Annotated in this window: 19 protein-coding genes and 1 pseudogene; 13 read left to right on the top strand and 7 right to left on the bottom strand. The window is 41.0% G+C overall.

The annotated features are described in order from the left end of the window. On the bottom strand, nt 1-351 hold the full coding sequence (locus tag E0F88_RS06655; RefSeq protein ID WP_131957432.1) for a YciI family protein: 351 nt from the start codon (nt 349-351) through the stop codon (nt 1-3). 28 nt (nt 352-379) lie between these two features. Further along, nucleotides 380-721: a YciI family protein gene (locus E0F88_RS06650; protein ID WP_131957431.1), complete on the bottom strand. Its 342-nt coding sequence runs from the start codon at nt 719-721 to the stop codon at nt 380-382. Nucleotides 722-1,014: 293 nt separating this feature from the next. Here E0F88_RS06650 and E0F88_RS06645 point away from each other — a divergent pair, with 293 nt between their 5' ends. Then, nucleotides 1,015-1,710, top strand: coding sequence for a 3-keto-disaccharide hydrolase (locus E0F88_RS06645; RefSeq protein ID WP_131957430.1), 696 nt, complete (start codon nt 1,015-1,017; stop codon nt 1,708-1,710). Between the two features lie 178 nt (nt 1,711-1,888). Here E0F88_RS06645 and E0F88_RS06635 read toward each other — a convergent pair whose 3' ends face one another. Continuing rightward, entirely contained in the window at nt 1,889-2,803 is a 915-nt protein-coding gene (locus E0F88_RS06635; protein WP_131957428.1) for a sugar phosphate isomerase/epimerase family protein, read from the bottom strand. 553 nt (nt 2,804-3,356) lie between these two features. Between E0F88_RS06635 and E0F88_RS06630 the strand changes: the two genes are divergently transcribed. From E0F88_RS06630 to E0F88_RS06595, 8 genes are all read left to right on the top strand, one after another. Next, complete coding sequence (locus E0F88_RS06630) at nt 3,357-4,781, top strand: Ig-like domain-containing protein (RefSeq protein ID WP_131957427.1); 1,425 nt, start codon at nt 3,357-3,359, stop codon at nt 4,779-4,781. Between the two features lie 57 nt (nt 4,782-4,838). Beyond that, nucleotides 4,839-5,501 carry a hypothetical protein gene (locus E0F88_RS06625; protein ID WP_131957426.1) on the top strand — a complete coding sequence of 221 codons (663 nt, stop codon included), beginning with the start codon at nt 4,839-4,841 and terminating at the stop codon, nt 5,499-5,501. A gap of 37 nt (nt 5,502-5,538) precedes the next feature. Continuing rightward, nucleotides 5,539-6,630, top strand: coding sequence for a T9SS type A sorting domain-containing protein (locus tag E0F88_RS06620; protein WP_131957425.1), 1,092 nt, complete (start codon nt 5,539-5,541; stop codon nt 6,628-6,630). Nucleotides 6,631-6,881: 251 nt separating this feature from the next. Next, nucleotides 6,882-9,299, top strand: coding sequence for an ABC transporter permease (locus E0F88_RS06615; protein WP_131957424.1), 2,418 nt, complete (start codon nt 6,882-6,884; stop codon nt 9,297-9,299). A 252-nt stretch (nt 9,300-9,551) separates the two neighbouring features. After that, nucleotides 9,552-10,025 (top strand): RNA polymerase sigma factor, encoded by a 474-nt coding sequence (locus E0F88_RS06610; protein ID WP_131957423.1) that lies wholly within the window; start codon nt 9,552-9,554, stop codon nt 10,023-10,025. A gap of 4 nt (nt 10,026-10,029) precedes the next feature. After that, nucleotides 10,030-10,584: a hypothetical protein gene (locus E0F88_RS06605; RefSeq protein ID WP_131957422.1), complete on the top strand. Its 555-nt coding sequence runs from the start codon at nt 10,030-10,032 to the stop codon at nt 10,582-10,584. 6 nt (nt 10,585-10,590) lie between these two features. Further along, the gene (locus E0F88_RS06600) at nt 10,591-11,391 is read left to right on the top strand and encodes a GNAT family N-acetyltransferase (RefSeq protein WP_131957421.1); all 801 of its coding nucleotides are present in this window, start codon (nt 10,591-10,593) and stop codon (nt 11,389-11,391) included. Between the two features lie 69 nt (nt 11,392-11,460). Further along, a complete protein-coding gene (locus tag E0F88_RS06595; RefSeq protein WP_131957420.1) occupies nt 11,461-11,907 on the top strand; it encodes a DUF2059 domain-containing protein in 447 nt (148 codons plus the stop codon). Nucleotides 11,908-12,006: 99 nt separating this feature from the next. On the opposite strand, the gene E0F88_RS06590 is transcribed toward E0F88_RS06595, so the two are convergent. Further along, nucleotides 12,007-12,744, bottom strand: a complete 738-nt coding sequence (locus E0F88_RS06590) for a thioredoxin family protein (protein ID WP_131957419.1) — start codon at nt 12,742-12,744, stop codon at nt 12,007-12,009. Between the two features lie 143 nt (nt 12,745-12,887). On the opposite strand from E0F88_RS06590, the pseudogene E0F88_RS06585 reads away from it, so the two are divergent. Further along, nucleotides 12,888-14,143 (top strand): annotated as a pseudogene (locus E0F88_RS06585) (putative DNA modification/repair radical SAM protein). Then, nucleotides 14,143-14,913, top strand: a complete 771-nt coding sequence (locus E0F88_RS06580) for a TIGR03915 family putative DNA repair protein (RefSeq protein WP_131957418.1) — start codon at nt 14,143-14,145, stop codon at nt 14,911-14,913. The pseudogene E0F88_RS06585 and the gene E0F88_RS06580 overlap by 1 nt, the downstream one beginning before the upstream one ends. Before the next feature lie 4 nt (nt 14,914-14,917). On the opposite strand, the gene E0F88_RS06575 is transcribed toward E0F88_RS06580, so the two are convergent. Next, nucleotides 14,918-16,738: a M61 family metallopeptidase gene (locus E0F88_RS06575; RefSeq protein WP_131957417.1), complete on the bottom strand. Its 1,821-nt coding sequence runs from the start codon at nt 16,736-16,738 to the stop codon at nt 14,918-14,920. A 90-nt stretch (nt 16,739-16,828) separates the two neighbouring features. Here E0F88_RS06575 and E0F88_RS06570 point away from each other — a divergent pair, with 90 nt between their 5' ends. Continuing rightward, nucleotides 16,829-17,317, top strand: a complete 489-nt coding sequence (locus E0F88_RS06570) for a GNAT family N-acetyltransferase (protein ID WP_131957416.1) — start codon at nt 16,829-16,831, stop codon at nt 17,315-17,317. Beyond that, nucleotides 17,314-17,817 carry a signal peptidase II gene (lspA, locus tag E0F88_RS06565; protein ID WP_131957415.1) on the top strand — a complete coding sequence of 168 codons (504 nt, stop codon included), beginning with the start codon at nt 17,314-17,316 and terminating at the stop codon, nt 17,815-17,817. The genes E0F88_RS06570 and lspA overlap by 4 nt, the downstream gene beginning before the upstream one ends. A gap of 104 nt (nt 17,818-17,921) precedes the next feature. Here the strand turns inward: lspA and E0F88_RS06560 are convergent, their stop codons facing one another. Next, nucleotides 17,922-20,189 (bottom strand): aconitate hydratase, encoded by a 2,268-nt coding sequence (locus tag E0F88_RS06560; RefSeq protein ID WP_131957414.1) that lies wholly within the window; start codon nt 20,187-20,189, stop codon nt 17,922-17,924. Between the two features lie 67 nt (nt 20,190-20,256). Continuing rightward, nucleotides 20,257-23,028 (bottom strand): bifunctional aconitate hydratase 2/2-methylisocitrate dehydratase, encoded by a 2,772-nt coding sequence (locus E0F88_RS06555; protein ID WP_131957413.1) that lies wholly within the window; start codon nt 23,026-23,028, stop codon nt 20,257-20,259. Between the last annotated feature and the right edge of the window lie 123 nt (nt 23,029-23,151).

Genomic DNA, 23,151 nt, shown 5'->3' with positions numbered 1-23,151 from the left:
TTACTGATTATCCAAAGACATGATTGGACGGACTTCAACTTTGCTGATCTTGTTCAGCACCTGCGGACAGGTTTGCGCAAAGGCCGTTGCTTCTTCAAGATTTTCAGCCTGAATGATGAAGTAACCGCTGATTGCTTCCTTCGCTTCAATAAAAGGGCCGTCAGACAGCACATTGTCCTTCGTTACATAGCGTCCAATCGTCATCAATGGTTCAGCCGCAATATACCTTCCCGATTCTGCCAAATCGCCAACCCAATGTGTCATGCGCTTGATACAATCTTGAAAATCTTCATCCGGGAGAACTTTAAGTTTCTCCATATCTTCCCTGATCAGCAATAAAAACTTTTCCATACTCGATGTTTAAATACCTTAACAAACATTACTTGATTCTAAGGGGCCTTACCTCAATACCTACTTCGCCTGAAATAACCTGCGGACAAGTTTGAGCCAGGGCAGCAGCGTGATCCAGATCATTTGCAGTAATAATGAAATACCCGCCAATGGCTTCCTTTGCTTCAATAAAAGGGCCATCTGAGCTCACACCATCATAGCTTACATAAGAACCCGTGGTTAACAGTGGCTCTGCCGATACGTAATTTCCGGACTTTGCCAGATCGTCAACCCAGCGGAGCATAGCGTCCAGTTTAACCTGGTATTCTTCCTTTGTCATCTGGTTCACCTTATCCAGGTCCTGCCTGATGAGCAACAAAAATTTTTCCATCGATTTTTGAATATTTTAAAGATTAATTCTGAATTCGGCTCATTCATAAAAAGCATATACGATAACAACCCGAACCGTTCCGAATTTTACTTCAAAATATTCAAATTTCTAAATCTGATTTATAGACAAAGCAGAAGTATCAATCCGTACAGTATTTCCAAACAAATTTTTAGAACAAGTTCAACGGCTTCGATTCGATTCAGACTATCTTTTTGAACAAAACCGAATTCGTAATTAAGTAATGAATCGTCATTGTGTGCTTTGATAAAAATAGAATTATAACGAAACAGCTCATGAAAAAAATTTCCTTTCTAAGTTTCCCGGCACTTTTACTTTTCGCGACACTGTCATTTGGTCAAAATAAAACAAAAAACCTTTTCAATGGCAGAGATCTAAAAGGATGGCATGCTGATGTTCCGGAAATGGACAAAAAACCGGACATGCAGACACCATTTATCGTACGCAACGGATTGCTGGTAAGTCTGGGAACACCGGGTGGACATTTGATTACAGATGCTCAATATGAAAATTTTAAACTTACATTTCAGTATCGTTTTGCAGGAAAGCCGGGCAACTGCGGTGTTTTGGTTTTCGTTTCAACGCCAAGGGCTTTATACGATATGTTTCCAAAATCCATTGAGATACAGATGATGAATCAGAATGCGGGCGATTTCTGGTGTATTCAGGAAGACATCGCGGTTCCTGACATGGAAAAACGACGAGGACCAAAAGACAAGTGGGGAATAAACGGAGATAAATTAAGAAGAATCCCAAACCTTACCGACGGGACAGAAAAACCCCTTGGTGAGTGGAACACCATGCGTATAGAATGCCTGAGGAACACGATCAAAGTCTGGCTAAACGGAGTACTGGTCAATTACGGATTCAATGCCACTGCACAAAAAGGGCAGATTGCATTACAGGCAGAAGGTTCCGAAGTCGAATTCAGAGATATTGTAGTAACGCCGATTTCGAAGATGACGAAATGATAGAATGAAGAATGAAGAATGAAGAATGAAGAATGAAGAATGAAGAATGAAGAATGAAGAATGAAGAATGAAGAATGAAGAATGAAGAATGAAGAATGAAGAATGAAGAATGGATGCCGCATCCATTTAAATCAAAGGGCCTATTCCATCATTCTATCATTCCTTCATTTAAAATAAATTAAAGCCCTTTGCTAACCTGCTTCATTTTTTCCAATCCGGTTTTTGCGACAAGCAGCGCATCCTGGGCGTAGTAATCTTTGTTAAAAACTTCAAAGGAAAGAATAACCGGTTTATCGGGATTTCTAAGATTTTTAAGCAACTCTTTTAACGGCGCGATCCCATCTCCGGCATAGACACGATCCGCATCCGTAATCGTTTCTCTTGGTGGTGTGTCAGGGTAATCATTGATGTGAAAGATTTCCACCAGTGATTTACCGACATTTTTAACACTATCCATTCCCGATCCGCCTTTATGCAAATGATAAACGTCCATAAGCAATCGGGCAGAAGGATGTGAGGCTTCACTGGCAACGTAGAGGATCTCTCCCACCCTGCTCAGGTTTTTTGAAAAGCCCCAAAGTTCCAAATGTGGAACAACAGTCGTTTTATCACCCAGTTCCAAAATTGCCCTGTATCGTTCTGCAACTCTGGCCAGGTCAAGAGAAGCTCCGGTCGTGGCGCCCATAGGCGGGGCTGCAACACGCGGACAGCCAATTGCGGCGAGTTGGTCCATTTCCAGCTTTAACTGTTCCAACGCTTTTGCTCTGGTTGTTTGGTCATCTGCAATCCAGGGAGCAAAACCGATTGCATCTTCCACTTTCAACCCCAGATCATCAATAATTCGTTTAGCTTCGGGAAGCGTTCCGCCTGTTTTGAGATAATCCTGCAAGGTATTGATCCAGATTTCAACCGAACCGTAACCTGCCTTGGAAGCAACTTCAAGCTCCTTCCTGAATCCAAGTTTATGACCACGCAGGGTGCTCATGTTAAGAGAGTAAATAAAAGGACCAGCTTTCCTCTTATTTATTTCAGAGGGAAGAAGGCCTGTTCCGGTAACAGCCAGCATGGAGGTAAGAGCGTTGCGGCGATTCATCGATAATTGGAAAATAGGTAAGTGATATCCTATAAAGAAAAATCGACGCGGTTTTTACCGATATATCCTTTTTTATCCCTAAGTCACTTTTAAATTTTCCTCTACATAATATCAATTTCAAACCAACATGTGAAAACCAATTGTTGCCCGTTAAATCACCCCCATTTAGCAACAACTAATACTACATAGTTTTGGTAATTGAAATGCATCAGAATAAGTCTTCTTTGGTTTTCCCAACAAATAGCCAAATGAACGTAAAATGGAAAAAAGAAGATTAACTTCTATTTAATATTATATAGAACAATTAAATAATAACATAATAGTCTGTTCAGACTAGATGGTTGTAAAGAAACCTACGGTTGATTATTTATAATATTTATAAATAAAAGCGACTTAAAAATAGAAAAATGCGAAATTTAAACGTACAAACGTTTTTAAAAATTTTCTAGTGTAAAATTTCAAAAAAGATTTTTATTGTAAAACTAATTCTAATTATACTTGCACAACTAATAATTGAGGACAACAACATACTCAACGTTTACCCATCTCTTTCATGAAGTTCATTGGCTCAATCTGCTCGATTGTCTTAATGGTTATTGCCCTTTCGGCCGTGTGTTTAAAAGCGCAGCCTGGAGATGCGGTATATGCAACGTCGGAACACAATAACGGCAGTTCAACTTTAAGCGGAAGAAGCGTAACAAATGCCAGCGAAGCTTATCATTACTTTAACGAGCAAAATCCTACCAGTTCACTTACTAATAAAAAGCCAAATAACAGGCATGCAACATTAAAAGCTAGTTCAGCTATTGCGCCTGCCTGGCTGCATTTGACGTTCCCTTCAGTTGTTACCAGTACAGTGGCTAAACCTGTTACGGTTTACATACGCACAAGTGGAAACGGTGCTGGATTACTGGGAGGGGGAACTGAAATAAAAGCTTATAACAATACATCCGGAGAAAACAGCGAGAGTAATATCGTGTCACAAACTCCATATTATTTAGCAGACGGAACCGTTTTTATCGCTGTTGTAATCAGTTCGAACTTTCAATCTGTCAGAGTAACACTCTACGGACCCGTGTTAGGAGTGAATGAAGTGGATGTCTATTATGCCTTTTACGGGCCAAAGGCTAACAACTCTTCCAACCCATATCCATACAATGTGGCTGACTGTGGCTTACCGAATGTCACAACGAAAAGTTTTGATTCCGGACTCTTGTCACTACTTACGATTGATAATATGGCTAATGCCATCGACAGCGATGCCACCGGGACTCAATCTTCTTTCCGAGCGCTCCTTGGGATTACAGGTTTACAAAACAGCATGAAAATGAAACAGATGTTTTATTTCAATGGCCCGTCAAATCCTGAAAATGCTGTCAGATTGATTGTTTCCAAAACAACTTCATTGTTATCAGCAACAATATTAGGCAATGTTACGCTTCAGGCGTATAGAGGGGATACGTTATCAGGAAACTTTCAGGTAGCATCCTCAATTTTGGAAGCAAATTTGTTAACACTTTTTGACACTGCTCCAGTAACATTTTACTTTGCACCCAAGGATGAAAATGGAAATCCGGTAAGATTTGACAGAGTCGAAGTAATTCTTGAAGTAAAAGGATTAACGCTTGCTGTTGGTGGTGTGCCCTTAAACATTCATGATGTAAGGCGTGTTCCGTTGCAGCCGACAATAACCACCCCGAATACAAATGTTTGTACCAACGTTGGTAAGATCCTTCTGGGAGCAGCCTCAAGTCTGGATAATTTATTAAGCAACCTTTCTTATAACTGGTACAATTCATCGGGCAACTCAACGGGATCCGGCAGCAACTTAAACCTGGACCAGTTGACCGATGCCGGAACGTATACCTACTATGTAGATATTAAGAAAGACGGATGTGATACTCCTTCCGGAAGAAGGAAGGTAGAAGTTGTGGTAACCCAAAATCCCACTTCTCCACCCATCAATCTGATACCCTAATTTCGAATACAATTAATCTTTTTATACCTATCTATCACAATCAAACAAATCAGTACAATGAAAATGAAAATTACCTCAATCTGTGTGGCGATCATGTTTTTTATGACAGCCTTTTCTGCAAAAGCGGATGTTTTTTATGTAGTGAGCGGAGTTCCATTCAACCTGAAACCGGATGTCACAAACTTACTTCAGTATAATTGGGAGTTAACTGAAAACGGAAATGTTACCACGACTGTCCTTGATGCTGCTTCTCAGGGGATTTTCTCCAAAACATTTACGCTTCCACAGGGCTCAACAACAGTAGTCAAAAATAAACTAACTCTGTCTGTTCTAAATGCTGTTCAAGGCTGTCTTTCAGCTTTGGTTGAACATACAATAGTAGTGTTGCCGCAATTGACTGCAACAATAGGTTCTAATGTGGCAACTATATGCGAAGGAACTACGGTTGCCGCTAAATTGACTGCCAACGTAGTTGCATCGCTGGTTGACGGCTTAGGTGTAGGTTACACGTATGCCTGGTACAAAGGAACTGAGCTTATCTCAGGTGCCACAAGTGAATCCCTTGATGTTACAACAGTGGGGGAATATATTTGCAAAGTAGTTTATCAAACTCCAAGTGGTTCTCAAAAACATTCATCGGTGCTGACTGCAATAACACAAGGTACAAAATCGGTTGTTGTTACACCGCTTGCTTCTGTACCGCTTCTTACAATCGACTAACATAAACAACATCAGGAAACGATTATCCGTCGATTACATGAAAAACATTGCAACAGTCATGTTCCTGTTACTTCTTTCCCGTCTTGCCTTTGGGCAAGGCGGGACCAAAGAAGTTGTGATATGTAATGGAACAAACGTCAGACTCAAAGCCGCCTCCACAGGAGCAAATGGCTTCGAATGGCGTAAAGACGGACAAATTATTCCCGGCTTTTCCGGTAGTGAACTTTTGATTTCCGAAGAAGGCAATTACGCGGCCGTTGCGCTTAACATTGATGGATGCGCGTCTGACCAATCGGTGGTCATTATCCTGGAATTTCGCAGGCCACTTGCTGTCAACGATTTTTACCGGGGACAAAAAAATGTCGAACTTACTATAAACACACTTGATAATGACCAAAGCACCTGCGCAGAATTTGACCCTAATACACTAAATATAAAATCAAGCCCAAATTTTGGAAATGTAATAATTCAAAACGGAAAATTTTTATACACACCACCTACAGGCTTTACGGCAGAAGCAAAGTTTCAGTATTCGGTTAAAGACAAAAATGGACTTGAATCAAACGTTGCCACGGTAACATTAGACTATACCGCACCGTTACCTGTAACATTAACCGCTTTTAACGCGGAGAAAAAAGAATCCGTTTCTCTGCTTACATGGACAACATCCGAAGAATTGAGAAGTGACCGATTTGAGATTCAGAGAAGTACCGACAGTAAAAGCTGGGCTTCAATTGGTAATATTGCTGCCAGAGCAAACGGAGCCCAAAAACAAAACTACGACTTCACAGACGAGCTGCCTGAATCGGGCATCAACTACTACCGGCTTAAGATGATTGATTCAGACGGAACTTTGGCATTTAGTCAGATCCGTTCTGTACACTTTCCTGAATTCTCATGGGCCAAGCTCTATCCAAATCCGGTTAGTCATACACTTCACATCAGCATCAGAAATAAACAAGCAAAAAAATTACGTTTGATTAACCTTGCAGGACAGGTTCTTTACCGGACCAACATCCTTTCGAAGGATATGGATCTGAATATGCAGCCTTATGCTTCCGGTGTTTACTTTGTACATCTTGAACAGGAGAACGGCTTGGTTTCTATATTTAAAATTATGCACGAGTAAATTTCCAAACACATTAATTGCCCGTTTGCGCACGGAAACTGTTCATTATCGAACACGATTATACTTACACTCACTTAACAGGGCCCCAAAAGGGCCTTTTTTTATATTGGTATATATTTTATACACAGAACTATGTTATACAATGTACCGGTTGTAGATTCGGTATAAATAAGCAATTTATTAGCCAACATATAAAATCGCATGACGTGATGTGTGATAAAATCAAAACGTTCTGCCAAATTCACAAAACCATGTTCAACAGTTACTTCAAAATTGCCTGGCGGAATCTTTTGCGAAACCGCGCTTTCTCTGCCATTAATATTGTAGGGCTGTCCATAGGCCTGGCTTCCTGTATGCTCATCAGTCTATATGTCCTGGACGAGTTAAGTTTTGACCGTTACAATGAAAAAGCGGATCAGATTGTGCGCGTATCGTTTAAAGGCACAATGCAGGGAGGAAAAATGGATGAGGCACACGTAATGGCACCAACCGCCCAGGCTTTGAAAAATGATTATCCCGAAGTCCTGTCGGCAACCCGTTTACGTCAGGGAGGATTTCCAAAAGTTGTTGTTTCCGGCAAACAGTACACCGAAGACCCCATGGCTTTTGTCGACAACAATTTCTTTGAAGTTTTTACGCTGCCGTTCACAAATGGAAACCCAGGAAATGCACTGTCCGAGCCGAATACGGTTGTTGTAACGCGGAAGTTGGCGGACAAATACTTTGGGACTAACGATGTAATCGGAAAAATTATCAGCTTCAAAGGTTCTGACATCGCTTATAAAGTTACAGGCATATTAGAAGAAGTTCCAAAGAATTCACACTTCCATTACGAGCTTTTTGTCTCAATGGCTGGTTTGGAAGAAGCTAAATCGACCTCCTGGATGCAATCAGAGTTTTTCACCTATCTTCTGCTTCAAAAAGGATTTGACTATAAAAAGCTCGAAGCCAAATTGCCGCAAACGGTTGAAAAATATATGGGGCCTCAGTTACAAAAAGCTATGGGCGTCACGCTGACCGAGTTCCGTAAAGGAGGAAATGACCTTGGATTATACCTCATTCCCTTAACGGATATTCATCTTTATTCAACCGCCTCATATGATCTTGGAAACCCGGGAGATATTAAATACGTTTATATTTTTGGAGCAGTTGCAATTATTATGCTGCTGATTGCCTGTATTAATTTCATGAATCTTTCTACTGCCGGCGCTTCCAAAAGGGCACGTGAAGTGGGGGTAAGAAAGGTTATGGGATCAAACAAAATGGAATTAGTATGGCAATTTCTATTGGAATCTGTGCTGCTGACTTTGATCGCGCTGGTTCTGGCTTTGATTTTTGCATTTATTGCTCTTCCGCTTTTTAATAATTTATCAGGAAAAGATTTGGCATTACAGATCAACTCCGCCCCTTCCCTTATACCCGGGCTTTTGTTATTTGGCTTAACTGTCGGCATACTAGCCGGAAGTTATCCGGCCTTTTTTCTCTCATCTTTTAAACCTATAGCCATTTTAAAAGGAAAATTCACTTCTGAAAAAGGTAGTATTGGGTTACGCAGCGGGCTGGTTGTTGTTCAGTTTTTCATATCAGTCACCCTGATGGTTGGAACAATTGGTATATACCAGCAACTGAAATTTATACAAAATAAAAAACTGGGTTATGACAAAGAACAGGTTTTGGTAATTACAACATGGCCATTGGGCAAAAACCAGGAAGTATTTCGTGAAGAAATACTGAAAGATCCTAATATATTGAGCGTCAGCTCATCAAGCTACATCCCTGCCGGACCGTCGAATAACAATAATTTTACGATTTATCCTGATGATAAAACTACGCAGCTCGTAAAAACGCTCAGATACGATGTCGATGCTAATTACATTCCTACGCTCGGGATGGAAATGGCAGCAGGCCGTAATTTCTCAAAAGAATTTGGAAACGACACGTCAGGTGTAATCCTGAATGAAACGGCAGTTAAAATGCTGGGATGGAAAAACGACGCAGTTGACCGAACCATAAGCAACACCAGTAACGACGGAACAAAACATGAATACCGGGTAATCGGAGTCGTTAAGGATTTCCATTTCAGATCGTTACACGAAGGTATTTCGCCTCTTGCCATGGTATTAAAGGGTGATGCCGGAGCTATGATCGTTAAAATTAAAACCAGCAAGATTGAAAGCTTACTTGCAAAAATGAAAGATAAATGGAACGGGTTCAAACCGGACATGGCTTTTACCTATTCATTTATGGATGACAGAATTAACGATACTTATGCTGCTGAACAAAAGACCGGGCAGATTCTGGGTGTGTTTTCCGGGCTGACAATCTTTGTTTCGTGCTTAGGACTATTTGGTTTGGCAACATTTACAGCCGAACAGCGTACAAAAGAAATTGGCGTTCGTAAAGTGCTCGGTGCTTCCGTAGCCAGCATAGTTGGTCTTCTTTCAAAAGAATTTCTGAAACTAATCCTGATTGCTATCATTGTCGCCATACCGGTGGCCTGGTATGGAATGAACAAATGGCTTCAAAGCTTCGAATACAGAATCGATATTTCGTGGTGGATGTTTGTTTTGGCCGGTTTTCTTTCAGTAGCGGTTGCCCTGGCAACTGTCTCATTTCAGTCAATCAAGGCGGCACTGATGGATCCCGTAAAGTCTCTCAGGTCGGAATAAATTTTCTGATTATGTAAGTTTTTGATGCCCTTAAACTACTAATAGTAAAAGTGGTTTAGGGGCACTATTATGAAAAAATCAATTTGGCAGAAAATCATAATCCTTTGGGTACATTTCGAAATCGTCTTCATCATTTGGATAAGTTATTCGATGGCTTCCGTTTTGGAGACCCTTCCGCTTCCGTAACCCGAGAAGACGATCAAAAAGTTGTTCTTAAAAGTCTAATTTCCTTCATCAATTACTGACAGATTAATGGAAGAGAAATTCCTGAAAATTCTGAAAGAGAATCAGAACATCCTTCATAAAATATCAAGACTATACCGCGATTCCCATGATGATCAGCAGGACCTGTTTCAGGAAATTGTTTATCAGTTGTGGAAGTCATTTCCGGCTTTTCGCGGAGATGCCAAAATAAGTACCTGGATTTACCGCGTTGCACTAAATACGGCCATTGCCTCATTTCGAAAAGCAAAGATTTCAACGGACCACTTTGACAGCATTCCTGAACAGTTGCAACACAATGATAATTCCGGAATTTCAGAAAACGAAGAGCGTTTATTTGCAGCCCTGCGAAAGTTGAACGATTCGGAAAAAGCAATTATTTCCCTGTTTCTGGAAGACTATTCCTATCAGGAAATTGCGACCATTACCGGGATAACAGAAAACTATGTTGGGGTAAAAATAAATCGGATCAAAGAAAAATTAAAAATGATTATAAACAAATAAGACAATGGATATCAAAGACTTAAAAGCCGAGTGGCAAAAGGCAGGAAGTGGCTCGGTGAACGAAGAAACACTTAAATTGATGACCAAAATCAGTCAGCACCCAACGCTTAGAAAGCTAAGGATTAAGCTAATTTCAGAAGCTATATTCTTAATCATCCTGCTGTTCGTTTACTACGATGGATTCGATGGAGACAAAAAGCCGATTTATGTTAATGTTCTTCTTGTGTTAAGTATTTTGCTATATATTACAAATAATTTCCTGGGATTTCTCTTTATAAAAAATCCGGTTCGCGGAAACAATATCATAGTTTCATTACAAAAACTTTGTTTAGTATTAAAGCGCATGACTGTGTTTTCATTATTGTCTTCCACTATTTACGCCGCAACCTTAATATTTTATTTTTCTGTTTCAGTTGAATTTACCTTTCTAAAATATATCCTTCTCGGAACCATGATGCTTATTTTTGTAATTATATCTTTCTTTTCATATAAAAAATGGAAACAGAAGATTGATTATTTTAGTCATGTATTGTCTGCTTACATAAAGGACGTCGCCTGATTGCTTATGAATTTCAAAGCTTTTGAGATTTCGGATTTATCGAATCTATCCGAACTACAACCGGCGGACTGGGGTGATTTGCTGCCCAGATTTCAATACTTTATTGATTCAACCTACTGTCACCCGATTAAGTTGGTTGAAAACGGACAGATGATCGCGGTTGGAACCAGCATGCTTCATAATGACACTGCCTGGCTTGCATGCATCGTTGTCCACCCTGATTTTAGAAACAGGGGTCTGGGAAATAAACTGACACAGCAGCTCATTGATGGCATCGACCATCAGCAGCATCCGACTATTTATCTCGACGCAACCGATTTTGGTTATCCCGTTTACAAAAAGCTGGGATTTGAAATTGTATCGGAATACATCCATTTGAAAAAGCAACAGCCTATTGAACCTTACACACTCTCGAAAAACATTTCTCCGTTTCGTTCGGAATTTACCGATTCATTGTTAAGACTCGATAAAGAAATTTCCGGAGAGTGCCGACAAGGAATTTTGACCGATTTTTTAGGATCTGCGCAGGTTTACGTCACAGGAGAAGATGTTCAGGGATTTTATATTGCTGACTGGGGCGACGGGCCTATTATTGCGAAAAATAATGAAGCCGGCTTGGAATTATTGAAACTACGCAGTCAGGAAAGAATGGGCGCCGTCATCCCTGATTCAAATGAAACCGCATTGAATTTCCTAAAAACTCATGGTTTTGAAACCTATAAAACATCTAGACGAATGTTGCTTGGAAAACATAAGAACTGGCAACCTACCGGAAGTTTCAACTGGATCAGCGGGCAATTGGGGTAAAGATATCGGGAAGTTTTATTAATGCCTTGATATTTGCTAATTGCAGTTAACTATCTAACAAATTAAAATATGAAGAAAATTACCAGCATTTTAACATTATTTATTCTAAGTACTGCTTTCACTTTTGGGCAGAGCAGTCCGGCATACACTGAAAAACTTAAAACGATGTTTGAGGTGTCCGGATCGGCTGTTTCGTACAAGGCTGCGATTAAACAAATGTTTTTAATGTTTAAAAAGCAAAAGCCTAGCGTTCCGGAAGATGTCTGGACAGAATTTGAGGCGGAGTTCCTGAAAACGTCATTGGATGACTTGGTAGTGATGCTGGAGCCTGTTTACGCAAAACATTTAACGATAGAAGATCTAAATCAATTAATTACCTTTTATGAAACCCCAACTGGAAGGAAATTTGCTAAAAAAACGCCGATGATCATGACAGAATCAATGCAGGTCGGTCAGCAATGGGGTACAAAAATAGGCAAGGAATTTCAGGAGAAATTAAAGGTTAAAGGATATTAGTTGAATCAAGTATTAAAGGTCATCACCGACTAGGCATCTCATAACTAATGGCATCTTCGGAGATATAAAGTGCATTTGAAGCGATTTCTTCCTTCAATATCACCACAACTGCAATTCACCAATTGTCGCTGCAAACTCGGTGTGAGGAGACATCGCTTTAACGACTCCGTTTTTATCAAGCAAAATAAAAAAAGGCGTTTCGCCAATCTTATAGCGGTGATTGAAACCATAGGATTCAGGAACAGGAATGAAACCGCAATTACGTTTTGGAATAAACTCCCTGCATTCCTCCTCAGTATTCAGGGTTGTTCCCAGTGATACGATATCGATTCCCTTTTTATGATTTTTGTCAATAAACGCAGAAATTATTTTCGTGCTGGCTAGGGTGTAAAGAGGTTTTTCAAATTTTACCCAAAAACCAAGCAACACATATTTACCCCGAAGTTTCTCGGAATTATATTCCTTTCCATCCAGTCCTCGCATCACAAATGGCGGAAGCTGCTCGCCTACTTCAGGCATCAGGTCCGCATTCATGATTATCGATCCATCTGAATGTATATCTTGTGCGTTCTTTTTAATCAAGGCATAGGAAGAAGCCTGACCATATTTATCAAAAACAGGCTGTGTCCTGTATTTTCCAGGATTTCTGCTCAGGATATCATCATAGGCAGCATAGGAAATCCGCCTACCGGTCGATTGGTCGATGATTACGGACTCCTTATTCATTACAAATTGCTGGCTTACTTTCCCTTTGTAATTGGTAACCTGGGCCAAAGTCTCACTACCACACAACACACAAAAAGGGACAAAAAATATCCCAATTTTCCTCAGATTCATTTGGAATGGTTTTAGTAATTTTATATTGGAAATAATCCAAATTCAATATTGGAATTTCGCACTAAAGCTGTGCCGACGATGTTCTAATAACTGAAAACTATATGTGATTATTTTAGGCAACTCAATTTTTTGAAAGACTTTATATGTTTGAACGGATTCGTGAGAAACTGGAAATACTTGCCGATGCGGCAAAATATGACGTATCGTGTTCATCCAGTGGCAGTAACAGAAAAAATCACAACAAAGGCATAGGCGACGCAGAAGGTACAGGCATATGTCACACCTACACGGAAGATGGACGCTGTGTTTCACTTTTGAAGATCTTACTTACCAATCATTGCATTTACGATTGCGCCTTCTGCGTTTCCCGGAGAAGCAATGACATCAAACGCGCTGCTTTCACAGTAGACGAAGTGGTTGAGCTGACGATGAATTTTTACAGGAGAAATTATATCGAAGGTTTGTTTCTAAGTTCAGGAATTTTTAAAGATGGTGATTATACCATGGAGCGGCTCTTACGAATCGTGAAAAAACTCAGAGTAGATGAGAAATTTAACGGGTATATTCATTTGAAAACGATTCCCGGCGCCAGTCCTGAATTGCTCCATGAAGCAGGATTGTATGCTGACAGAATGAGTATCAACCTGGAAATGCCTACAGAAGTGGGACTGAAATTACTTGCTCCGGAGAAATCACATGAAGATGTAAAAAAGCCTCTTGACCAGATTCAAAAAAGTATTGTGCAATATAAAGACGAAAAAGCGCTCATCAAAAGCACTCCGAAGTTTGTCCCCGCAGGACAAAGCACGCAAATGGTCATTGGCGCAACTCCTGAGTCCGATAAGAGATCATGCATACCGCTAATGCTTTCTACAAAAATTTTTCTCTGAAAAGAGTATATTATTCAGGCTACATACCGATAAGCAATGATACGCGGCTGCCCATTATCGGCAGTCAGCCACCATTGATCAGGGAAAACAGGTTGTATCAAACCGACTGGCTTATGCGGTTTTATGGTTTCAATGTGGAAGAGATCCTAAATGATTCCAATCCGAATCTGGATGTTGACATTGACCCGAAATTAAGCTGGGCTTTGCGAAATTTGGACCAGTTTCCTGTTGATATCAATAACGCGGACTATCGTATGATCCTTCGTGTTCCCGGCATAGGGGTAACTTCGGCTTTAAAAATTGTGCAGGCCAGAAAGTTCGGCAGACTTCACCAGGATCAGTTGAAGAAGATTGGTATTTCCTTTAACCGGGCCAAACATTTTATCCGTTACGCCGATAGTCCGGTTCAGCTTAAAGATTTTGAAGCAGGGCACATCAAAGGTGTGATACTTTCTGAAAGTAATAGTAAGTATCTTAAAGTACCGTCAAACCAGTTATCGCTTTTTTAATGGAGCTATATGTTTTCGACGGAACTTTGGAGGGAATTCTGACGGCCGTTTTTGACAGTTACGAACGAAAAGCATCTCTGGTAAAACTGGTGAGTTCAGAGCATCATTTGCCGGATGCATTTCAGGAAACCTTCACAGTGATCAGTGAAGATTATAAAGCGAAGCGTGTTTGGAACGGATTGATAAAAAAACTGGATAAGGAATGGATGAAAAGGTTTTACAAATCCTTTCTGTCTGAGCAACCGCAGACTTTTCAGGATCTGTTTGATTTTGCGCATTATATTTTTGACAACCTTCCCGGAGCAGAAAACAATTTTGGAAATCCGGTTGTGCTGGCCGTTTCACAAATGGACCGGAAAGTACATCGTGAGAAACATCGTATGGAAGCATTCATTCGATTCCAGCAAACCGGAGATGGAATTTTTTACGCACACATCGATCCGGATTTTAATGTTTTACCGCTTATTTCAGATCATTTCAGAAAACGGTATGCAGACCAAAAATGGATCATTTACGATCTAAAAAGGAAATATGGGTTATTTTATGACCTGGAAAAAGTAGAGGAGATCACTTTCGATTTTACAACCGAGATGTCTTCCAGCCTGAATGCTTTGCCCGCGCAGGTTTTAGATCCAAAAGAAGAATTGTATTCACTTTTATGGAAAGATTACTTCCGCAGCACAAATATCCCGGCACGCAAAAATATGAAATTGCATATCCGTCATGTTCCCAAGCGCTACTGGAAGTATCTTTCTGAAAAACAGGTTTAAATAATTATTTGATTTTGCTATCCAGCCAGGATTTTCTAAAATTTTTCATTTCATCTGTTACAGGCAAAGACAGCTCTTCGTTGAGACGAACAACCAATTTTGGATTTCCTGTCAGTTTGACAATCGCTGTTTTACTCTCACCCCTGTGCGTGAATTCAATGACCACCTCCTCACCAGGTTTATGAGAAGCTAGAATTGTCTCCAGAGAAGCTCTTGTATTAACCGGCTTGCCATCCAGCTTTACGATCTGATCATCAATATCTAAACCTGCTTCATATAACGGAGTATCAAATCTTGTGTTTGTAGTTACCTTTAAAGAATTACCCTCATCGAACCTGTAGTCACCCAGCCAGGCTTGATCCTCAAATTGCTTTTGCAAACTCAAACCTGCCTTTTGTAATAACGGCGTATAATTAAATGACTGAAAGCCATTCACATATTTTTCAAAAAAGTTTGATGCAAATGTTTTATCCTTTGTAACCGAGGCTAATACATTTTCCAGATCTGAAACAACATAGGCTTGCTCTGGCTTGCCCAGCTTTAACCAGACGGCTTTCATAAATTCATCCAGCGACAAACCACGTGACCTAAGTTCAAGGTCTAATGCAAGCGCGATAGACCCGCCGTAGGGATAATAAGAAGTGTAGTAATTTGGATAGTTAGTTTTGTCTACCGCAACGCCGGCATCTACGAAAATAGCCAGGTTGCTTGCATCAACGGGGGAAACTCTTTTGGCGCCGGATGTATTTTCTTTTGTATTAATGAGCGAACTCAATGTCCCGCAATAATCTTTCAGGGATCTGAAACCTGCCCTTTCCAGAATCAGCTCACCGTAATATTGTGTAAAGCCCTCAGCAAACCAAAGCTCAAAACTCATGTTGCTTTTTTCATAATTAAATGGTTCCAGACTCTTGGGACGTATTCTTTCGACATTCCAGGCATGAAAAAACTCATGTGAGAAAACACCTAATAAATTGTCGGATCCGGTAAAGGTGGTTGGCATGGCGATCATCGTGCTATTTCTGTGCTCCATCCCATCCCCCTTGACATAAGGATTGATACTGGCAAGAAATGTGTATTGTCCGTAGTCAAATGCGGGAAATTCGCCATAAACCTGCTGTGTTTCCTGAGTGACCTTTTTTATTTTTCCGGCAAAACTACTTATCAGAGAATCACTTCCGGTTGCTTCCAATGCTAACCGGAAACGATAGTTTTTTTTATCCGGATTTGCAAGATCCCACTCCTTTATCACCAAACTTCCTATTTTCACAGGAGAGTCCATGAAGTACTGTAAATCAGGAGCAGTGAAAATATTTTGGTTTTCCGAAGGTCTAAGTTGTGTGGCGATTGTCCATTTTTTATCGGACGGCAAATCAAATTTTATTTCAACCGGTGCTTTCTCCAAACCCTTAATCCACATAAAAGATGCTGGTGCGTTCAGCTGAATACTGGACGGATCAATTCCGGCATATGTTCCGTCAGGATGATTGGCATAAAGCGTATACTGGACTTTTACAAAGCCATCTGAGTTCGGAACTTGGTATACATCACCATCCAGGCGGGAAACCTTTACCACTTTTCCTGATCTGTCAAATGCCTTGACATCATAAACATTTTTTCCAAATTCGTGAGTTGCATAGCGCCCCGGAGACGACCTGCTCATTCGGTAAACTAAGTCTTTCTGACCAGCTCCTGTAACTGTTACATCAATTTTCGCTTCGTGATGCACAATGTTTGGAAAGGAAACCTGGTAGGAAACCTTTTGGGAAAAAACTGTATAATTAGATAGACAAAGTAAGGCAGCTGCGACAACTTTTTTCAACATATCGAAAAGATGATTTTACATTTATGCCTCTAATTTAAAGCTATATCTGCTATATTTAGCGGTGGACCGCTATTTATATCACACCACTGTATGTACCTTAGAAAATATCAGGAAAGCGATTTTCATATACTTAACAATTGGGTTACCGATCCCGATACGCTTTTTCGGTTTTCAGGAAGTGCCTGGTCTTACCCGCTTTCCTATGAACAACTAAAAAAATTTTATCAGACGAATCCTTTTCGCTTTCCATACCTTGCATTTTCAGATGACAATTCGCCTGTCGCTTTTGGTGAAATTATCAGTGGAGACAGCCACACACCAAGATTAGGACGTTTGCTGGTTGGCAACAGGGACAGTCGTGGAAAAGGTCTGGGGCAAGAATTTGTTTATATAATGATCAAGGAATGCCAAAAATTACTCGATCCGGATAAAATACATTTATTTGTCCTGGAAGATAATTTTCCTGCAATCCGGTGTTACGAGAAAATAGGATTTATATTTGATTCCGAAGTTCAAATAACTGAAACCTTTAACGGTGAGCAGAAATCAATTTTGTTAATGACCCTTACGCTGAAATGAATACGAAAAAGTTATTGACAAATGCCGCCTTTCTTCTCGTTGTCCTGGCAAATGTCGGCTGCGATCAGATTTCCAAGCGTATCGTTAGAGAAGAAGTAAGCAGTTATGTAACGATTAGTCTGATCAAGCACCATTTCGTTCTGACTAAGGTCGAAAATACAGGTGCTTTTTTAAGTGTAGGAAGTGCCTTGCCTGATTTTCTGAAATTCTTTTTACTTTCTATCATTCCGCTATTAGCACTGAGTTATGGAATTGTCTATCTGGTAACCAAACCAAATCTGACCAAAATAAGCGCTTTGTCCCTGAGCTTTGCGATTGGCGGTGGGATCGGCAATATTTATGACCGTATCATTCACGGTTCTGTAACTGATTTTATGCATATCGATCTTGGCATCGTTCAGACCGGTATTTTTAACATGGCCGATGTTTCCATTACCTTCGGGATGATTTTGTTTTTTGTGCAGTCTTATTTCGTGAAAAAGAAGGTTGTTAAAGGATAGTCACCGAATGGTTTGGAATTGAGCAACCCGGTAGCATAGTCATGAAAAAACAAAAAAAACCCCGTTTTCAGGAGTTTTTTTTGTCTTTTAGAAATAAGTTCGAATTATGCTCCTACCGAGCGGCGAATAATGTTCAGTGCAGAACCTGCTTTAAACCATTCAATTTGCTGCGAATTGTAAGTATGATTTACCGGAAATTCGTCAGTTGTTCCGTCATTGTGATGCAGAACAATTGTCAAAGGCTGACCTTCCGCAAAAGTTTCCAAACCAATGATATCGATACTGTCATCTTCCTGAATTTTCTCGTAATCAGAGTTGTTGGCAAAAGTTAGCGCCAACATACCTTGTTTCTTTAAATTCGTTTCATGAATTCGGGCAAATGATTTTACCAGGATTGCACGAACACCAAGAAACCGAGGCTCCATTGCAGCGTGCTCACGTGAAGAACCTTCACCATAGTTTTCATCCCCAACTACAATTGTTCCAATTCCGTGTGCCTTGTAATCACGCTGCACAGCAGGGACTTCCGAATATTGATTATTAAGCTGATTTTTAACGGTGTTGGTCTTTTCGTTATAGAAATTAACCGCACCAATCAGCATGTTATTGGAAATGTTATCCAGGTGACCTCTGTATTTCAACCATGGGCCTGCCATAGAGATGTGGTCAGTCGTGCACTTGCCTTTTGCTTTAATCAGCAGCTTAAGTCCTTTAAGATCTGTACCTTCCCATTCCTTGAATGGTTCAAGAAGCTGAAGACGATCCGATGTTGGACTTACCAATACCTTCACTTCGCTTCCGTCTTCCGCAGGTGCCTGATATCCTGCATCCTCCACATCAAAACCTCTCGTTGGAAGTTCCAGTCCGGATGGTTCATCGAGCATCACTTCAACACCGTCCACATTGGTCAGCGTGTCCGTCAAAGGATTAAAGGTAAGACGACCGGCGATAGCCATGGCCGTTACAATTTCAGGAGATGCTACAAAAGAGTGCGTGTTTGGATTTCCATCTGCACGTTTTGAGAAGTTCCTGTTAAAAGAAGTAATGATTGAGTTTTTTTCTCCTTTTTCTGCTCCATGTCGTGCCCACTGACCGATACAAGGTCCGCAAGCATTGGCAAGAACCACACCACCAATTTTAGCAAATGTGTCCAGAAACCCGTCACGCTCAACGGTAAAACGTACCAGCTCAGAACCAGGTGTGATCGTATATTCAGAAGTTACCTTCAGATTTTTGTCAACTGCCTGTTGCGCCAGTGAAGCAGCACGGCTCACATCTTCATATGAAGAATTGGTACATGAACCGATAAGACCTACTGAAAGAACTTCCGGCCATCCGTTTTCGCGAACCGCGGTAGCAAATTTAGAAATCGGCCACGCCAGATCCGGTGTGAATGGACCGTTAATATGCGGTTCAAGTTCTGAAAGGTTAAGTTCAATAACCTGATCGTAGTAAGTTGCGGGATCGGCATACACTTCATCATCTGCACGAAGATATCCTCTCACCTGATCGGCAGCATCAGCTACATCGGCGCGTTCTGTTGCCCTCAAATAAGCTGCGCTTTTATCATCATAGGCAAAAATTGAAGTTGTTGCTCCAATTTCAGCACCCATGTTACAGATTGTACCTTTACCTGTTGCAGAAATACTTTCAGCACCTTCGCCGAAATATTCAACTACATAACCGGTTCCACCTTTAACAGTTAGCTGGCCAGCAACCCAAAGAATGATATCCTTTGCGGCAGTCCATCCGCTTAACTTTCCGGTCAGTTTAACACCGATCAAACGTGGCATTTTTAATTCCCATGCAAGACCTGACATTACATCACTCGCATCCGCACCACCTACCCCGATCGCAATCATTCCCAGTCCACCTGCATTAGGAGTATGTGAATCCGTTCCGATCATCATCCCGCCCGGAAATGCATAGTTTTCAAGCACAACCTGGTGAATGATACCTGCCCCTGCTTTCCAGAAACCTAAACCATACTTATCAGATACAGAAGAAAGGAAATCGTAAACTTCTTTATTTTTATCTTCGGCATTTTTCAAATCCTGAACAGCGCCGACCTCGGCCTGAATAAGGTGATCGCAATGAACCGTTGAAGGAACAGCAACCTGCGGCCTGCCGGCCTGCATGAATTGTAAAAGTGCCATCTGAGCCGTAGCGTCCTGCATGGCAACCCTATCCGGAGCAAAATCTACGTAAGACTTACCACGTTCATAAACCTGAGATGGAGAGCCTTCCCATAAATGAGAATATAAAATCTTTTCCGACAGCGTTAAAGGCCGCCCGACAACTTTTCGGGCAACCTCCACTCTTTCCTGCATTCGGGTGTAAACACCCTTAATCATATCTAAGTCAAAAGCCATAGTAATTAAATTAATGTCTAACATTCACTTAACAAAAACCGAACCACCAACAACTACCTAAACAGCTTTATCTGCTTAATTGCTTTACCGGAGGTGCAAACTTGGTAAGATCAATGCCAACCACAGCAGCTTTATACTCACTGATATTAGGTATACGTCCAAGAATTGCTGAAAGAACAACAACCGGCGTAGAAGCAAGTAAAGACTCTCCCTTTTTACGATCCGAATCTTCTACAACTCTTCCCTGGAAAAGACGGGTTGAAGTTGCCAAAACAGTATCTCCTTTGGCTGCTTTTTCCTGGTTACCCATGCAAAGATTACAGCCTGGACGTTCCAGATACATCATATTTTCGTATTCGGTACGCGCCGCTCCTTTCGGTGCATTGTCGTCGAATTCGAAACCAGAATATTTCTGTAATACATCCCAGTCACCTTCATTTTTAAGCTCTTCTATAATATTATAGGTAGGCGCTGCCACTACCAGCGGAGCATGGAATTCAACCTTGCCTTGCTGTTCCTCTATATTTCTGAGCATTTGAGAAACAATTTTCAAATCTCCCTTGTGCACCATGCAGGAACCTACAAAACCGAGATCCACCTTTTTATCTTCCCCGTAGAAAGAAAGCGTCCGAATGGTGTCATGCGTATAGCGTTTGGAAACATCTTTATTGTTGACATCAGGATCCGCGATCATTGGCTCAACGATCACGTCAAGATCAATAACAACCTCCGCATAATATTTCGCATTTGCATCCGGAATAAGGCCTGGTTTTTCACCGGATTTAATCTCAGCAATTCTTTTATCTGCTTTGTTGATTAATCCCTGAAGAACCTGTCTATGATTATCCATACCTTTATCAATCATGATCTGAATTCTGCCTTTGGCAATTTCCAGTGATTCAATCAGCGTATCATCCTCAGAAATACAGATGGAGGCTTTTGCCTTCATCTCCGCCGTCCAGTCTGTAAAAGTAAATGCCTGGTCAGCAGGAAGCGTTCCAAGATGAACCTCAATGATTCTGCCCTGGAATACGTTCTCTCCACCAAACTTCTGAAGCATCTGAGCCTGGGTAGCATGAACTACATCACGAAAATCCATGTGATTCTTCATGTCACCTTTAAACGTCACTTTCACGGATTCCGGAATTGGCATGGATGCTTCACCTGTAGCCAATGCAAGTGCGACCGTTCCTGAGTCAGCTCCAAAAGCAACACCTTTTGACATTCTTGTGTGAGAGTCGCCGCCGATGATGATCGACCATTCGTCCACAACGATGTCGTTAAGAACTTTGTGGATCACATCAGTCATCGCGTGATATTCGCCTTTCGGGTCACGGGCTGTGATAAGACCGAAGTCATTCATGAATTTCATCAGCCTTGGGATGTTGGCCTGCGCTTTTTTATCCCATACCGAAGCAGTATGACAACCTGATTGGTAGGCACCATCAACAATTGGAGAAATCACCGTTGCAGCCATAGACTCCAATTCCTGAGAAGTCATCAGACCAGTCGTATCCTGAGAACCAACGATATTAACTTCCACCCGAACATCCGAACCGGCATGTAAAACTTTGCCCGGCGTTGTTCCAACTGCATTTTTATTAAATATTTTTTCTACTGCCGTTAGGCCTTGTCCTTCGTGAGAAATCTCTTTTGAAGGTGCATAAACAAGAGGAATATCAATACCAAGAATTCTGGCAGCAACGGTCTGTATCTTTTTACCAAATACTATGGCGTAAGATCCACCTGCTTTTATAAACTCCATTTTCTGAGGCGTAAGTGCCTTAGAGATATCGATCAGTTCCTGATCACCATTATAGAGTTTCTTTGTTTTCGTATTAATTGTTAAAACAGTTCCTGTCTCTACTGAATATACTTCTTCAAGAACAGGGTCACCACTTTCATTACGGATAACCGTTCCATTTTCATCAACCTTTTTTACCCAGTTTTTTAGGTCAATACCAATACCGCCGGTAACGTCAACCGTAGTAAGGAAAATCGGAGAAATACCGTTAGTACCTCCGACAATCGGCGCAATGTTAACGAATGGTATATACGGGCTCGCTTTTTTACCGGTCCAAAGTGCTACGTTGTTCACACCAGACATCCTGGATGAACCTACACCCATGGTACCTCTTTCAGCGATCAGCATCACGCTTTTGTCAGGATGTTCTTCCTGCAATGCCTTGATTTCGTGCTGCGCCTTCGTTGTAATCATACACAGACCATGAAGTTCCCGGTCAGATCTTGAGTGAGCCTGGTTACCCGGAGAAAGCAAATCTGTTGAAATATCGCCCTCACCGGCTATATAAGTAACAATCTTAATTTCTTCGGCCACCTCCGGCAGCTTGGTGAAGAACTCAGCCTGTGCGTAACTTTCAAGAATTTCCTTAGCGATTTCGTTACCGCTTTTGAATGCCTCCTTCAAACGGTCAACATCGGCATCGTAGAGGAAAACCTGCGTTTTAAGAACCTCTCCCGCTTGTTTTGCAACGAAGGTATCCTCACCGAGAGCCAGGTCGATCAAAACCTCAATCGAGCGTCCGCCTTTCATGTGAGATAATAACTCAAAAGCGTAGGCAGGCGATATTTCTTCAACGACGGATTCCCCGAGGATGATTTCCTTCAAAAACCTGGCTTTTACGCCAGCTGCGCTTGTGGTACCGGGTAACGTGTTGTAAATAAAAAAATGAAGAGAGTCGGCGCGGTATTCATTGTTTGAATCTTTAATCTGCCAAATGATTTCGCTTAGCAATTCGGCACCATCAATTGGCTTCGGATTAAGCCCCTGGGCTTTTCTTTCTTCAATCTCTTTGATGTAATCCTTATAAATATTCATTAAATTAAATTGAATTATCTGTTGTCATTAAACGTGCGAAAATACGAAATTACAGAACATACAAAGGAGTTCTATACGTAATTGATGCTATTTAGTATCATTATATACTAGCCAGCTATTATT

Source organism: Dyadobacter psychrotolerans, assembly GCF_004349265.1.
GTDB classification, from domain to species: Bacteria; Bacteroidota; Bacteroidia; order Cytophagales; family Spirosomataceae; genus Dyadobacter; species Dyadobacter psychrotolerans.
This window is presented reverse-complemented; position numbering and strand designations above follow the sequence as displayed.